This is a genomic window from Hymenobacter endophyticus, from assembly GCF_032464715.1.
In the GTDB taxonomy this organism is placed as follows: domain Bacteria; phylum Bacteroidota; class Bacteroidia; order Cytophagales; family Hymenobacteraceae; genus Hymenobacter; species Hymenobacter endophyticus.
On record NZ_JAWDJT010000003.1, the window covers coordinates 63859 to 78539 of the forward strand.

The 14681-nt window shown below is 59.7% G+C and carries 14 protein-coding genes and 1 tRNA gene; 5 read left to right on the forward strand and 10 right to left on the reverse strand.

Annotated elements, in window-relative coordinates:
• Positions 1-154: 154 nt before the first annotated feature.
• From ROI90_RS06670 to ROI90_RS06680, 3 genes are all read right to left on the reverse strand, one after another.
• Positions 155-1933: an OmpA family protein gene (locus ROI90_RS06670; RefSeq protein ID WP_315997559.1), complete on the reverse strand. Its 1779-nt coding sequence runs from the start codon at positions 1931-1933 to the stop codon at positions 155-157.
• A 360-nt stretch (positions 1934-2293) separates the two neighbouring features.
• The gene (locus ROI90_RS06675) at positions 2294-3283 is read right to left on the reverse strand and encodes a hypothetical protein (protein WP_315997560.1); all 990 of its coding nucleotides are present in this window, start codon (positions 3281-3283) and stop codon (positions 2294-2296) included.
• A 153-nt stretch (positions 3284-3436) separates the two neighbouring features.
• Positions 3437-4126, reverse strand: coding sequence for a hypothetical protein (locus ROI90_RS06680; RefSeq protein WP_315997561.1), 690 nt, complete (start codon positions 4124-4126; stop codon positions 3437-3439).
• A gap of 235 nt (positions 4127-4361) precedes the next feature.
• Here ROI90_RS06680 and ROI90_RS06685 point away from each other — a divergent pair, with 235 nt between their 5' ends.
• On the forward strand, positions 4362-4778 hold the full coding sequence (locus ROI90_RS06685; RefSeq protein ID WP_315997562.1) for a hypothetical protein: 417 nt from the start codon (positions 4362-4364) through the stop codon (positions 4776-4778).
• On the opposite strand, the gene ROI90_RS06690 is transcribed toward ROI90_RS06685, so the two are convergent.
• Positions 4775-6835 carry a tetratricopeptide repeat protein gene (locus ROI90_RS06690; protein ID WP_315997563.1) on the reverse strand — a complete coding sequence of 687 codons (2061 nt, stop codon included), beginning with the start codon at positions 6833-6835 and terminating at the stop codon, positions 4775-4777. The two genes, ROI90_RS06685 and ROI90_RS06690, sit on opposite strands and share 4 nt — an antisense overlap.
• Positions 6836-7064: 229 nt before the next feature.
• Between ROI90_RS06690 and ROI90_RS06695 the strand changes: the two genes are divergently transcribed.
• Positions 7065-7490 (forward strand): hypothetical protein, encoded by a 426-nt coding sequence (locus ROI90_RS06695; RefSeq protein WP_315997564.1) that lies wholly within the window; start codon positions 7065-7067, stop codon positions 7488-7490.
• A gap of 52 nt (positions 7491-7542) precedes the next feature.
• A complete protein-coding gene (locus ROI90_RS06700; RefSeq protein WP_315997565.1) occupies positions 7543-8439 on the forward strand; it encodes a DNA/RNA non-specific endonuclease in 897 nt (298 codons plus the stop codon).
• Between the two features lie 229 nt (positions 8440-8668).
• Here the strand turns inward: ROI90_RS06700 and ROI90_RS06705 are convergent, their stop codons facing one another.
• A complete protein-coding gene (locus ROI90_RS06705) occupies positions 8669-8938 on the reverse strand; it encodes a hypothetical protein (RefSeq protein ID WP_315997566.1) in 270 nt (89 codons plus the stop codon).
• Between the two features lie 158 nt (positions 8939-9096).
• Here ROI90_RS06705 and ROI90_RS06710 point away from each other — a divergent pair, with 158 nt between their 5' ends.
• Positions 9097-9627, forward strand: coding sequence for an ASCH domain-containing protein (locus tag ROI90_RS06710; RefSeq protein ID WP_315997567.1), 531 nt, complete (start codon positions 9097-9099; stop codon positions 9625-9627).
• 59 nt (positions 9628-9686) lie between these two features.
• Here the strand turns inward: ROI90_RS06710 and ROI90_RS06715 are convergent, their stop codons facing one another.
• Complete coding sequence (locus ROI90_RS06715) at positions 9687-10253, reverse strand: hypothetical protein (protein ID WP_315997568.1); 567 nt, start codon at positions 10251-10253, stop codon at positions 9687-9689.
• Between the two features lie 133 nt (positions 10254-10386).
• Positions 10387-10680 (reverse strand): hypothetical protein, encoded by a 294-nt coding sequence (locus ROI90_RS06720; protein WP_315997569.1) that lies wholly within the window; start codon positions 10678-10680, stop codon positions 10387-10389.
• A gap of 178 nt (positions 10681-10858) precedes the next feature.
• Between ROI90_RS06720 and ROI90_RS06725 the strand changes: the two genes are divergently transcribed.
• Positions 10859-11260, forward strand: coding sequence for a hypothetical protein (locus ROI90_RS06725; protein WP_315997570.1), 402 nt, complete (start codon positions 10859-10861; stop codon positions 11258-11260).
• Positions 11261-11413: 153 nt separating this feature from the next.
• Here the strand turns inward: ROI90_RS06725 and ROI90_RS06730 are convergent.
• The 3 genes from ROI90_RS06730 to ROI90_RS06740 all read right to left on the reverse strand — a co-directional run bounded on the left by ROI90_RS06730 (position 11414) and on the right by ROI90_RS06740 (position 14577).
• Positions 11414-11486: transfer RNA gene (locus ROI90_RS06730), tRNA-Thr, on the reverse strand.
• 154 nt (positions 11487-11640) lie between these two features.
• A complete protein-coding gene (locus ROI90_RS06735; RefSeq protein ID WP_315997571.1) occupies positions 11641-13962 on the reverse strand; it encodes a DUF349 domain-containing protein in 2322 nt (773 codons plus the stop codon).
• Between the two features lie 48 nt (positions 13963-14010).
• Entirely contained in the window at positions 14011-14577 is a 567-nt protein-coding gene (locus ROI90_RS06740; protein WP_315997572.1) for a YqgE/AlgH family protein, read from the reverse strand.
• Positions 14578-14681: the final 104 nt, after the last annotated feature.

Genomic DNA, 14681 nt, shown 5'->3' on the forward strand with positions numbered 1-14681 from the left:
GGTGTTGTTTTGCGCAGAGGTTCGCGGAGGAATGCGCGGAGGTTCGCTGAGTTGTTCTGCTGTCAGTCGTGGTGCTGTCATAAGGTCCTTCGCGGGGCTCAGGATGACAAACAACTCCTACCCGCTCACCCCCATACCCTCATACCCTCCATCCTTAGTTCCCCAGCACAATTTCCACGCGGCGGTTGCGGGCTTTGCCGTCAGGGGTGGTGTTGGGGGCTACCGGCTCCTGAGCACCGTGGGCGTACACCTGCACGCGGCCCTCGGGAAAGGCGCTGGCGCTGCGCTGCTCCAGCCAGTGCTCCACGGCCAGGGCCCGATCCTCGGAGAGCTGCTGGTTGCGCTGTGGGTCGCCGGCGTTGTCGGTGTGGCCGTGCACGGCTACTTTCAGGCGGCCGGCTACTACCAGGTCGTTGAACAGCTTGTTGAGCTGCTGCTCGGCGGCGGGGGTGAAGGAGCTCTGCCCGGTGTTGAACTCAATGTTCCAGGCCCGCTTGCTCACGCTCTGGCGGATTTCATCATCGGCGGTAAATTGCTGCTGCTCGGCCGGGGCCAGGGTTTTCCCCCGGTATTTCTCCTGCAGCTTACGCAGCGGGGCGAGGTCTAGCATCTGGTCCAGCGGCACGTAGCTGGGCAACTCTTTCGGGTACAGCTGGTGCTGCACGTCGCCGAAGGTTTTGTACACGGCGGCGTAAATGTTGGTACCACCCTCATTGAGGCCGAACAGGGCCAGATTATCGGAGAAGTTGAAAGCCTTGGAGCCGCCCAACTCCACTACTTCACCGTTGCGGTCGGCTTCGCTCACACCCTTGTAGTAGCGCAGCCAGTAAGCGCCGGGCTTGTCCTTGTCGCCATACACCACGCTGGAAATATTAGCGGCGCGGCTCAGGGCTTCGGGGTGGCTTTTTACCTGGTCGCCGGCTACGGCAAAGGCGGTTATCAGGGCTTCCACTTCCTTGGGGTGAGCATCATACCAACGCTTGGTGGTCACCATGATGTTGGGCATCTGGTTGCTGTAGTCCTTGGTGCTCACAATGTTCACCAGGCCGCCTTTCTGCCGGGCAATATTCACGTCGCCGGGCGTCCAAGTGGCTACGGCGTCGGCCACCACGTCTACTTTCACACCGGTGTTCTTGCCTTTTACCACTTGCACGCGCTGCTCGGGCTTGCCAATGATGTACTTCTCGGCGGCCACCAGGAAGTCGGAGGAAGCTAGGAAGTTCACGGCCTCGGGGTCGTAGGTGGTTTCGTCGGGATTGACTTTCAGGCCGTTGTCGGCGCACCACTTCAGGGCAATGTTCTGGTCCCCGTCGCGCAGGTAGCAGGCAATGGTTTTGCCCAGGGCCGCCTTGGGGTTATCGAGCCACTCTTTGGGCCCCATCAGCTTGTCTTCGCCGAAGCTCTTGCCTACCGAGTAGGGAATGATTTGCAGGCCGGTGCCCGCTTTTTCCAGCTGGGGCTGCACCGCCGAGAAGGCCGGCAGTCCGTCGCCCATGATGCTGACCAGCAGGCCCGGCGTTTCGGGGTTGGTTTGCAAATCGACGGCGTTTTTCACCAGGTCGGCCTGCATTTTGGCCACGTCGTCCTGGCGCACAATCTGCATATCCATGCCCCCGGCCGCCATGCTGGAGCCCTGGGTGGTGCGGGGGCCACCGTTGGCCAGCATGCCCGCCATCTGCGAGTTCCAGGCCATTACTTCCCACACCAGGGGCGTACCCTTGCCGGTCGGCGTTTCGGAGGGCAGCGGGGCCAGGGGCACGGCCACGTTGGCGCGGGAGCCCCCGCTGGCCGTAGGCAGCTCAATGGAGTTCAGCAGCACCGATTCGGTGGCCGCTTTCTTGAACAGCACCCCGCTCTGCACGAGCTTATTGATGCCGAAGTACAGCAGCGCCGCAAGCAGGACGCCCAGTACAAGTTTACCACGGGTTGTCATTGTCGTTATTCGTTTTTGGGTTGGTTGTTTTTCGTTGTTGTTCCGGCACGCGGCTCCCGGTTCCCAGGGCTGAAGCCCTGGGCTAGTCAGGGGGAATGTTGAGGCGTGAGCGGACGTTTGAGGCGCTGCGTAGCCCAGGGCTTCAGCCCTGGGACGCCTGGGGTCCGGCCGTTTTTAGCGCTAGTCGCCTCACCCCAACCCCTCTCCGAAAAAGGAGGGGGGCTCTAACTGTAGCTTTTAGTTTCTAGTGGTCGTTCTGGTGGGTTTACCACCCCGCCCTTCGGGCACCCCTCCTTGAAAAAGGAGGGGAGTTTGTAGCTCTAGTTTTCGTTTTTTTTTCTAATCCCTAATCCCTAATCCCTAATCCAGCAGACTGCGGTAGGCGTCGTTGGTGGCGGTGCGCTGCTGGGCGGGCGTGGTGGGGGCGGGCTTCTCGTCGAGCAGGGCGTTGAAGTCGCCTTTCTGGTATTTCTCCAGCAGGCGCTGGCCCTTCTCGCTCATCACCCCGTTCTGGATGTCCATTTCCTTCACGAACTCCTGGGAGTAGCGCATAGCCTGCTTAATCTGACCGAGCTGCTGGGCCATGTCCTGGGCCACGCGGTCGGTAGCCAGGTCGAAGAAGTACTTCTTGTCCGGGTCGCCGCGCAGGATGTTCATGGCGGCCCGCATGCCGGAGCTGGTGCGTTTTACCAGCTGGTATTCGTCTTTGAGCAGGTTCACCTTGAACTTGCTGCCATCAATCTGGCGCAGGGCGGCTTTCAGAATCTGGCGCATCACCAGGCTCACGTTCTGGGTGGTGGTGAGCATGGGCTGCAGGCGCTGGTTGTACTCCTGCAGCTGGGCGGCGCGGCTGGCGTACTGCTCGGCCGCATCCGGCTCGCGCTGGCGGGTGGCGGCATCGGCCAGCTGCAGGTACTCGCGCATCTGCTGGGTATTGGCTTCCAGCTTGCGCTTCACCAGCTCGTGGGCGCCCTCCACGTGGCCCACTTCTTCCTCCATCTTGCGCGCCTCCTGGGAAGTGCTCTTGATGTAGTCCTCCATGATACCGATGGGGTCGGTGTTGACGAAAATGCCGGCCGCGGTGCGGAAAATGCGCTGTCCCGCGTACCAGAGCCCGGCCTTTACCCGGGGGCTGGTCAGAATCAGGAAGGAGGCCAGCAGCACACCTAGCCCAATGCCCAGCTTCACGGTATCGAACACCATATCGACCAGGAACGGCACGATGGTGCCCCAGCAGTAGATGCCGGCCCCGGCCAGCCCGGCCAGGAAAATCCAGCCGGCTACTTTTTCAGGCTGTTGCCACTTGGGCAGCTCGCCGGTTTTAAAATCGGGGGTGGAAAGAGTGTTCATCAGTGAAATGGTGAAGTGGAGGGAATTGGCTGCGTTCCGGTCCGGCGGCTGCAAGCCGTCGGGCCGGTTGCCGTAAGCTGACGATGCAGCTCCGTGGTGCTGATGGCGTCGTTCGGGCGTGGTCGTTCGATTGGCAGCCGGCCCGGCGTCTTTTTAGCCGCCGGACTGGAGCAAAAAGCTTTGCACGGCTTGCTGGTGGGCTTTTAGTTCGGCGGCGGCGGTGGCGTGGGCCAGCTCGTAGGAGGCCAAAGCGGTTGCCGCTTTCTGCTGCTGCTCCTGCAGCTGCTGGCGCACGGCCAGCAGGCGCTGCTGGGCTTCTTCCAGCTGCCGGGTCAGGTCGGCGAGGCCGGTTTGCAGTTGCTGCTCCTGCTGCTGCAGCTGCACCAGGGGGCTGGGTGGCACGTTCGGAATCCGGATTTCGCCCACCTTCTCCCGGTGCCGCTCCAGAATGCTGTTGCGGTCCGAGGTCAGCTTCAGCTCAAACTGCTCTGCCGACTTCAGCAGGGCCGGTAAATCCAGACTGGTTACGGCCGAAAACGCGTTAAAAGCCGTTCGGTAGAGAATGGGGCCGCCCAGGCCACTAGCCTGCAGGCTGCTTACCATTTTGGTAAAGGCCATGAAATCCTTGCCGTCGCCGGCCAGCAGCTGGCGGATGTGGTCGAGGTGGCGCTGCTCAGGCTGAGTCAGAAGGGGAGCGGGCCCAGGAGCCGGAATATTGCCCAGCATAACCGGCGCCGGCTGATCGGGCAAGGGGCGGGGGGCCGCCACAGACGGGCCTCCGACAGAGGCTTCCTCGATGAAGAAGTCCTTGGCAGCTTTGGTGATGTTGTCGAAGAGAGGCATTGGCTGTACGGGTGTTTGGGAGATGGTAGCCCTTTGCCAAGCCTGATGCCTGTTTCAATTATGCACGAATGATATTATTGTAATTACATGATAATCAGCAATATATTTACGTATATAACTGTTGAGAAGTCACTGGTAAAACACAAAACCCTTCCGTTTTGGAAGGGTTAGTTGTCGGAACGGTAGGCAGCGGTAAACAAAAAGGGGAACATGCTGGTATTTTGCAGCCACTGCTATGCGTTCAGCTACTCCCTCTCTCTATTTTCAGAACAAAGCCGCCCGGATTCTGGAAGATCCGGCCGGGCTGCTACGAGTTATCTGGAGCGCCGAGGAGCGTGATCAGCTCACGTTTCGGGCCGTATTTAACCATATGGTGCAAGCCCTGCAGCGCCACGGCTGGTCCAAAATTCTGGTAGACCAGCGGCAGATGCGGGCTTTCAGCGCGGCTGAGCAGCACTGGGTGGTGCAGGAGTGGCTACCACGGGCGGTGCAGGAAGGCGGCTACCGATACGGGAGCGTACTGGTGGCCGAGGACGTATTTACCAGGCTGGCTACGGCCTACATCACCACTTCCGTGCAAAATCTGCCCCTGGTGTACCGCACTTTTTCCGATGAGGCCAGTGCCCTGCAATGGCTGCTGCTGCAACCCTAGCGCAGAGCAGAATCTGCCTCCGGCAGCTGGATAATGTACTCTGTTCCGCTACCTGCGTGGCTACTAGCCGTGAGGGTGCCGCCGTGGCCTTTCGTGATAATATCATGACTCAACGACAAACCCAAACGGGCGTCGCTGCCACCCTGAAAGCGGCGAAATACTTGTTCCAACGCCTCTGGGGCCAGTTCCAAGCCGTTGTCGCGCACCCAGATTTCCAGCGTCTGCTGAGCGTAGCGTGTACTGAGCTCCACCTGGGGGACGTAGTCTTCCTCAGCCTGCGCCAGCCGCTGCTGCACGGCCTGCAGGGCCGCGCTGAAAACGCCCACCAGGGCCCGGCCGATATCCTGCCGGATGACGTTGAGGGGCTGGGCGGCCGGGTCGAGGTCCAGCAGCAGGGCTGCGTTGAAATGCCGGTGTTTGGCGCGCAGGTCCTGGTAAGTGAGGCGAAGATACTCCTCGCTCATGCGGTTAAGGTCGGTGGGTTGGCGGGGCCCGCTGCCACCTTTTGAATACTCCAACATGCCGCGCACAATGGACTCGGCACGCTGCCCGTGCGCTACAATTTTGGTGTGGTTTTGTCCCAGGTTTTGCAGCATCTCATCCACTATTTCCTGCTCATGGAGCGGCAGCGGCAGCTTGTGCAGCTCCTGGCGAATGTCCTCGCAGAGTTCCACGCTGATGGCGGCAAACTTGCGTACGCAGTTCACCGGGTTCTGAATCTCGTGGGCCACCCCGGCCATCAGCTCCCCCAACGAGGCCATTTTCTCCCGCAGTACCAGTTGGCTCTGGGCAATTTTCAGGTCCTTCAGCGTGTGGGCAAGGTCGTCGCGCTGGGTGGTGAGCTCCTGGGCCTGCTGGCTAACCTGCGCGTGCAAGTGGCGTAGCAGCTGGTGGGCCCGGCGCTGCTGGCGGTTGGTGCGCCACAGCACTACCGATACCAGCAGCAGTCCGGCCAGGCCAGTCAGCAGAATGCCCGTGCGCAGGCGCTCCTGCAGTTGAGCCCGCTCCACCTCCAGTTCCTGCAGGCGCTGCTGCTCGGCAAAGCCAATGGCATCCAGCTGCTTGATACGGCGGGGGTTAAATAGGCTATCCTGGGCTACCAGCATTTGGCGCATATAGCGCAAGCTACTATCGGGCTGGTGCAACTGCTCGAAGGTTTCGGTGAGCAGCTTATTATTGCGTACAATGCCAACTATAAACGGCAGCGTCTGGGCTAAAGCCAGGGCCTTGCGGGCGTAGAAGATGCTGGAATCGGTCTGGTTGCGCGCCCTGAACAGCTCCGCCATGTACTGATAGGCTCGGCTGGCGCTTCGCCGGTCATTCTCGGGAAAAGCGGCCCGGGCACTGCGGCGGTAGAAGGTAAGAGCAGCATCCGGGTGGCCCTGGGCCACCTGCAACAGGCCCAGCTCCCGCAATACATACGGGGCCGGGTTGCCCCAGCAACTCCGGTGTACGGCCCGGGAGTGGGCCGTCATGCCCCAGGCTTTGTTCAGGAAGAAGGCTGCCGAGTCGTACTGCCGCAGCCCCTCGTAGCTGGCGCCCAGGTTGGTGATAACGCTAATCAGCTGGGAGGTGTCGCGGGCCGGGGCCGCCTGGTACAAGTGCAGGGCCTGAAAATAATACCGCAGGGAAAGCCGAAAGTCGTCGAGAGCAAAATACAGCAGCCCCATTTGGTTCAGCGTCCGGGCTGTCCCTTCGGAGTCCTGGCTGCTTTGGGCCAGTTGCAGAGCCTGCAGATCGAGGCGCAGGGCCTGGGGGAGGTTACCCCGCTCCCCGGGCAGAATGGCCAGGCGGGAAAGACAGCGCCCTTCGCCTTTGGCATAGCCAATGCGCCGGGCCAGGGCCGTCCCCTGCGTGGCAAACCAGTGCAGGGAATCGAAGCGGGAATAGCGGTAGGTGGCCGCCAGATCGGCCAGCAGCAGAACGCGGCTACTATCGACTGTAGCCGCGGCCAGCCTACGCTGCAGAGGACGGGTTTGCGGACTTTGGCCGTGCGCCGGGAGACTCCATCCCGCTGTACACACCAGTAGCCCCAGGGACAGTAAACGGTTGGTCATGAGCAATGAACACGAAAGAGCAAGGCCGCTCACCTTATGTATTGCCGGGGGCGGGTCGGGAGGGGGCGCTTGCGGCCGGCAAGTAACACTATATTCATGGTATTTTACAGGAAATAAGCGGGGCTGTGCACGCGGGTATAGTATATTTGTTTGTACCTGCACGTGCTTTTCGCTCTGCCACTTCCTGTACTACCACGGTGTTGAGAAGCTGGCTTTCTAGTCTGTTGACATGCCTTTTTCATCTGCTCCACCCACGCTGTTGTATGAGAATCCGGCCGGCCGGTTGCTGGCCGACTCCAAAGGCTTTTTACGCGTAGAATGGCTGCCCGGCTCCCACGACCAAGTGGCTGTGCAACAGTTATTGGAGCAGGAACTGGGCATATTGCAGAAAACGGGCTGGGGCCGTGTACTATCAAAATTGGAGCATTTGGGGCCGCAAGCGCCCGAAACCATAGACTGGACGCTCCATAACTGGCTGCCCCGGGCGGCTGGATCATGCTCGTATCGGTGGGGGGCGCTACTGGTGGCGGGTAATGAGCAGGCAGTTGCGGCCAGTCGGGCTGTTCTGGAAAAGGCAGGGTCTCAGTACCGGATTCAGTTTCAGTTTTTCAGCTGCGAACTTTCGGCCGAGCAGTGGCTGCTGGCCCAATACTGAACCGTAGGGGGCAAGCTCGTTCTGCCAGCCGCCAAGCCCCTACCTTTGCGCCATGCTCTACACACCTGTTGCCTTCCGCCGGAGCGGAAAGTACGCCCTATTGCTGGCTTCCACGCTGTGGGTTTCTTCCTGCTCCACCTCCTCCGACCCGGCCCCCGCACCGCCGGTTCCGCCCATCTTACCACCCGTTGCCCTGCCTGAGCACCTGACGCTGGGCAACCCCAGCGGAGCTACCGCTGATGAGCAGCAGCCCACTAACTTTTTGTTGCTCAAGCCTCAATATGCCCTCAGCTACCACCGGGACCGGGGTATACCCAATTGGGTAAGCTGGCACCTCGCGCAGGCTCACCGGGGCAGCGCCGCCCGCCAGGATGATTTCCGGCCCGATAACGCCTTGCCCGCTGGTTGGTACCAAGTACAGGCCAACAGCTACTCGGGCTCGGGCTTCGACCGGGGCCATAATTGCCCTTCCGCCGACTGGACCTCCACGGTAGCCGATAATTCGGCCACGTTTCTGATGACTAACATGATTCCCCAGGCCCCGCGCAACAATCAGCAGACCTGGGCAAATCTGGAGGACTACAGCCGCGCCCAGCTCAGCAATGGGGCTCAGGAAGTGTACGTGATAATGGGCAGTTACGGCAAAGGTGGTACGGGCTCCAACGGCTATAAAACCACCCTCGACCAAGGCCGGGTTACCGTGCCCGCCCGCATCTGGAAAGTAATAGTGATACTACCCACCGGCGACAATGATGCAGCCCGCGTAAGTACCAGCACCCGCATTATTGCCGTAGATACCCCCAACGACAACAGCATAAACACCAACTGGGGGCAGTACCGTACTTCCGTGGATGCTATTGAGGCAGCTACTGGCTACGACCTGCTCTCGGCGGTAGCGCCGGCCGTGCAGCAGCAGGTGGAAAGCCGCGTGGACTCCGGAACTCTTTAACCAATTGGTAAAATGGCCAACTTAAGGTTGTGCTGAGTAACATTGTAGCCGTCACCCATTATAGCCCTGCCCAGACCCATACAATTGTGTTGTAGTAAACGAGTTCAGGTAGGGCTAAAACGGGTGAACCTGGCTGGCAAACCAGGAAGCATTCATAGTAATGACTGCTGGCAAGGGGAGGATTCGATGAACTATAGGCGACCAGCGGGCCTGCACTGTTTCTGCCATGCTACCCGGGTACACTCTGCCCGTTATAGAGGTCGTGCACGTACTGCTCCGCCTTGCGCAGCAAGATGGAGGCAGTATGCGCGGGTTGCTCACTGAGCAAGTCGGCACAGCGGCGCTGGAACAGGATTTCATGCCCTCCCGGCAAACTCCTCCCGGAAGCTGCCTGAGCCGCAACAACCTGAGCCAGCCATACAGCGGCCGTTGAAAAGCGCGCTTCGTGGAGGGCAGCGCGAAAGGATACTTCCAATTCAGTCATGGGCAGGTGGCGCATAAAGGGTATAATGAGTATGCTGCTCAAGAAGCATACCATGATGAGTTGCCGGTGCTGGTATAGCGCGGCCACCCTGAACAGTAATCTGCCCCAAATTGCGTATTGCGGACTACTAGCCCACTTATTAACCGGCGGCCGATTCTGAACTCACGTGCCCGATGGTCTTCATCTCTTTTAATCCAGCCATGCTTGCCGCCGTGCAGGCCGGCCGTAAAACCGTAACCCGCCGGCGTTTGGCAGGAAATATACCGCTCCAGCAGCAGCCCGGCCGCTACCGTTACCGGGAGCTGTCGGAAGCGGGAGCAATGTTTGAGGATGTGGCAACCCGGGCTCTGCTGGACCCCGTGCCGTGCCCGTTCGGGCAACCCGGTGACCTACTCCAGGTAAAGGAAACCCCCGCCTTGCATCTGCAGATAGTGAGCATCCGGGCTGAGCGAGTTCAGGCTTTAACCGACGCCGACGCCCTGGCCGAGGGCATCGAATGCCGGAAGCAGCAGGGCCTTACACACTGGGGCGGGGTGGAGCCCAGCCCAACTGTAGCGGGCGGGTTCCGGTGGTACAATAGCCCAAGGGCCGCATTTCGGGGGCTGCTTGCGGGTATTTACCCCACGGCCTGGGCCCGAAATGAATGGGTCTGGGTAGTTTCGTTCAGCCCGCAGCCTACGCATCAGGTATCTGGAACTGAATAGGCCCGTTCACCAACCCGGAGTTTGCGAACGGGCCTCGGCTACTACCCATGGGCAGGGCGCTAAACTGCCGCCGCCTTGCGGCGCTCTGATTCAGCCTTCACGGCGGCCTTGAAGTCCTCGTTGGCGTGAAGTTCAGTATAAGCCTTCCATACAACCCCCGGGGCGTCGCCATTACGCAAGCGGTTGAGGGCGTCGGTGAGTATATCGGGTTCCGCGGGCTTCTGTGGCGCTGCTTTTGCGTCGGCAGTTAGTTGCTCTGATTCTTCCTCCCCGAAAAAGCCGTGTTGGTAGAGGCCCGTTAACTTTAGCACGGCCCGGCTGAGGGCGCGTTTCTCCGCCGTTTCCGCGAAGTAGCTGTTTTTGCAGTTCTCGGGTACGGCGCTACCGTAGGTTTCCACGGTGGCTTCGTCCATCTTCGCCACGGCTTTAATAACGGCGTACTTGGGTTCCAGCTTCAGGGCTTTGTAACTCACCTGAATGCCGTAATGGGCCTGCACCTTTTCAATTCCTGAACGGGTCAGAATGGTGTAGTGCTGGTGCTGAAAAACGTCTTCCTTGATGAGGCCGCACTCCTTATACAGGCTGTTGAGTTTGTCGGCTTTTGTGGCGGGTGCTTGCTTGGCCATGACGGTTAGTGAGGTAGAGAAGTAAGCAGATGGGGCCGGGGCTTACCAGGCCACTCTACTTCCTACGCGTCGGATTGCACTTCGTTTCCGGAAAAGCAGCAACCCAAGCGCTGGTAAACCCTCCGGGCTTGCTTTACGCCGGCACGCTCTCTTCAATGGCCGCGCTGATATCCACTTCCTCTACCGGGGGCAGCAGGGAAAAGCGGGATTCGTGAAAATTGGCCTCCGGGAAGCCAGGTGCCACCGCCGCATTGTTAATCTGCACCAGCGTAATGCCGAAGCCATTGTGCGTGTCGTAGACGTTGCGCACCGTGTAAATGGGCCCGCGCTTTGGCGTCTGAATATTAGGGTTTTGCACCAGCAATAGGGTGAAGTCGTCGTTGGTACAGACAACTTCCTGGCCTGGGTGAAACAGGGGAGCTTTCATGCCGGCAAAGATACTAAGCAGCCGTTGCGTTATGTGCATGAAGAAGGTCACGCGGAGGCTAGAGCGGCCACTCCGCGAAATACATGAGCGTCAATGTCACAATACGCGTAGTCCTGTCCTTTACAGAGCCGGCTACTAGCTTGATCTTGGGTGCCCTCACCATCCATATTTTCATCTTATGAAACGCATCCTCCATTCTGTTGCATTTGCGTCCTTGTTGGGCGTAGGTACGGTTGTTTCCGGCTTTAGTAGCCCGCCCACCGCAGTACTCCACCAGCAGGCTGCCTCCTACGCCGATTACCAAGACGGGTACGCCAACGGTAAGCGTGAAACCGAGCAGAACAAATGCATTGATGGCGCCAACTTCCCGGAGCGCTATGAATCGTACCGGCAGCGGGTATTGTACTGGCAAGCCACGGCTACTACCCAAGAGGAAGCCGATTACTACCAGGGCTACCTTGATGGTATGGAAGACGGCTACAACACCCCCGTTGTTTGCGGCGGTCCTGTTGGAGGTGGTGGCCCTGGTACCGGCCCCGGCGGCGGGGGTGGCGGCCCCATTTATCCAGTATTTGACTAGAGACCAACCAGCACGTGGGGCCGCCGCCTGTACGGGGGAGGCGGCCCCACAATTGAAGCCGCCGTTTACTGCCTGAAATTACACACACTGGCAGGCACACTAAGCAAAAACGCCTTGCAACTCATTGAGTTACAAGGCGTTTAAAGTACTGTGAGCCCCCAGTCGGAATCGAACCAACGACCTACTGATTACAAGTCAGTTGCTCTACCAGCTGAGCTATGGAGGCATTCAGGTGGCACAAAAGTAGAAGTTGGGGACGAACGGGGCAAGCATTGCAGGGATAATTTATTGAAAAAAGCAGTAACTGGCTGATGCTGCGGAAAATAAAAAAGGGCCTGTCAGTTCACGACAGGCCCTTTTTTCTCAAAAGACAGGGTTGTCTAGCCGCGTACGGCTCGGAGCTGGCGCTTCAGGCCATCAATGCGGGTCTGGGTTTCCGCAATCCGGCCTTGGTACTCCTCTCGCAATTGCCCGGCGTTTTTGGAGCGGGCAAAAAATTCCAGGTTAGTTTTTTGGGTGGAGATGTCGTTTTCCAGCTCATTAATCTCCCGGCGTAGCGCCTGCTCCTTCTTGTAAAGTAACTGCTGGGCATCGGGCGAAGCCTTGAGCCGTTCAATTTGCAGGCTAAAGAGCAGGTCGGTGCGCTCCGGGTAGGTGAGGCCGGGTACTTGGTCCAGGTAGGAGGCCATTAGTTTCTGAAACTTCTCCTCGGCTGCCTGGCCGGCCCGGGCCCCATCAAACGTGCGCCAGCCGTGCACCTGCTCCCGGAAGCCCTCCAGCGTACCTGGCTGGTCGGTCGAAAGAGCGGCTACGGCCTCGGCTACCTGGGTGAGATACTGGGTTTGCTCCTGGCTGAGTTGGTGAGCGTGATGTTCGCGCTGGCGGGTTTCTTCTTTTTTCCGATCAAAAAAGGAGTCGCAGGCCGTGCGGAACCGGTTCCAGACTTTATCCGACTGCTTTTCGGGAACCCGACCAATGAGCTTCCATTCCTTTTGCAGGCGAATAACCGTTTCCCGGGCTTCCTCCCAATCCGGGTTGATCAGGGCTGCCTCGGCCTGCTCACACAGGGTTACTTTACGTTTGAGGTTGCTGTTCTTTTCCTCATCGAGGGCCTTGAAAAACTGATTTTTCTTCTGGAAGAAACCTTTGTAGGCGCCCCAAAACTGCTTATTTAGTTGCTCGGCTTTGTCGCGGGGGACCAAGCCAGCGGCATCCCAGGCCTCTTTCAGCTTCTGCAGCTCGTCGGTTTTGGCACGCCACTCATTCACTCGCTCTGTCTGGAAGTCGCCAAAAGGCCGCAGCTGCTCCATAAGAGCTGTTTTGCGTTCCAGATTGGCGTTTTCCTGCGTCTGGCGGGCCGAGAGGAAATCCTGCTTGCGGTTGTGCACCTGCTCCGAGGCTTGCAGAAAGCGTTGCCACAGTGTTTCGCGCTGCTCATTCGGCACCGGCCCAATATGCTTCCACTCCTCGTGCAGCTGGCGCAACTCCTGCAACGCTTTGTTTATGCTAGACTGTTGACTCAGGGCCTCGGCCCGGCCGACCAGCGCTTCCTTGGCTTCTTGGTTGCGGCGGCGGTCCAGCTCTTTCATCTCGAAGAACAGGCCCCGGTTGTTGTAGTAGATGTCCAGCAGGGCGTGGTAACTGTTCCACAGTTCCTGAGCTTCCTTCTGGGGAACGGGGCCGGTCGCTTTCCAGTCGTTCTGCAGGGCTTTGATGCGGGCCGAGCTATCCTTGGTTTCGGCTGATTCTACCAGGGTGCGAAGCTGGGACAGCAGGTACTGCTTGTGCGCCAGGTTTTTGGCCCGTTGCTCGTCCTCCGCTTTGGCGTCGCGGGCCCGGCTTTCCCGGAAGGTCTGCACCGATTTAGTTAGCGCAGTATAACCAGCCGGACCAGCATAGGCAAACTCGTCGGCCTCACCACCTTCGGTTTGAAAGCGTTGGCGGGCGGCGGTGCGCTCGGCCTGAATGCCGGCCTCATATTGCCGGTACAGATCCGTAATCTGTTTGCGGTTCTGCCGGGCATCGGGGCGGTCCAGCAGGTGCTGCAGGTGCTGAGTCTGGCCCGGCAAATCCAGCGCGTTGAAATCAACTGCCGGACTGTCCGCTACATACTCTTCCTCATCTTCTACGGCTGCCGCATCAGAGGAGGTGGGCAGGGAGGCAACGGAAGGGGCCTGCTCCAAAGCCTGCTCGATGGAGGCAGATTCAGTAAGGTCTACAACTGGGGCAACGTGCGGGGCGTCCTCCTCGTGCGAGGTAGCGGACGGCAGCCCAGTGCCTGCCGCCTCTTGTGGCGTTGGCGCAGCAGTGGAGTCGGACGTGTCATCAGCACCTGTTACGTGCTCGGCGGCAGAAGTGGCTACGGGGCCGGGCTGGGCCTCGGCCGGGGTAGTGGTGCCGTAGTGGGCAACGGCCCGGGCTTCACCGGCTGAATGTACTTCCGGGGCCGATTCCGGGGCAAAAACGTGGGTTACCGACTCGGCAGTGGCGGCTGCTTCCGGCGAGTCGGCAGCTGTATCGGTTGTACCAGTTGCCAGGGGCTGGGCTGCTGCGGGCGCCGTGCCCTGCTCGGGTACAGCGTCCGTGGTGGGGCCGGTTTGCTGGGAGCGTATTTCGGCTAGGCGACGTTCCAGAATGCGTTGCGGCGACTCGGCATCGTTGGCCGGGTTAGTGGGGGCGGGGGTATCTTGGTCAGGTAGCATACAAATCAAAAGGAAGGCCCGTGTAATGGCCGGGCAGGTGGTGAGGCGTTAATTCAGGCGGGGGTCGGTGGGGTAGTTGGACAGCATGCGGAAGCGCCCGCCTTTTTCCCGTAAAATCGACTGCCAAAAGGCATCGGTGGTCAAAGTAAATACTTTCGCGGCAGCATTAGGATGCACAATCCAGACATTTTCCTGCACTTCGGCCGCCAGCTGCCCAGCCGTCCAGCCCGAGTAGCCCACGTACAGGCGTACCTGCTCGGTGGTGGCAGTGCCGGCAATGAGCTGCTCCAGTAAGTGGCCAAAGTCTCCGCCCCAGTATACCTCCTCGCCCAGAGGCTGCGCCTGCGCAAGGTCGGCATAGCGGTGCAGGTAGTGCAGGGTGTCGGGCTGCACGGGTCCGCCTATACCCAGCGGAATGCTGGCCGCTGGCAGGGCGGAGCCGCCAGGCAGCTCCAGCACGTCGCCCAGCTGCAGGGTGGCCGGGCGGTTGAGCACCAGCCCAAAGGAGCCTTCCTCCTCGGAGTGGCTGCACAGCAGTACCACGGTGCGCTCAAAGTTGGGGTCACCCAAGAAAGGCTGGGAAATCAGCAGACTACCAGGTTGAAGGCGTGGCATTGGAAGTCAGGTGTACGTGAGATAACACGGGTGAGTAGCAGAAGTAAGTACGGAAAAGATTTGCAGAGGCCCTGGCCCCCGCGCCGGTACTCCTGGGGGAGTAC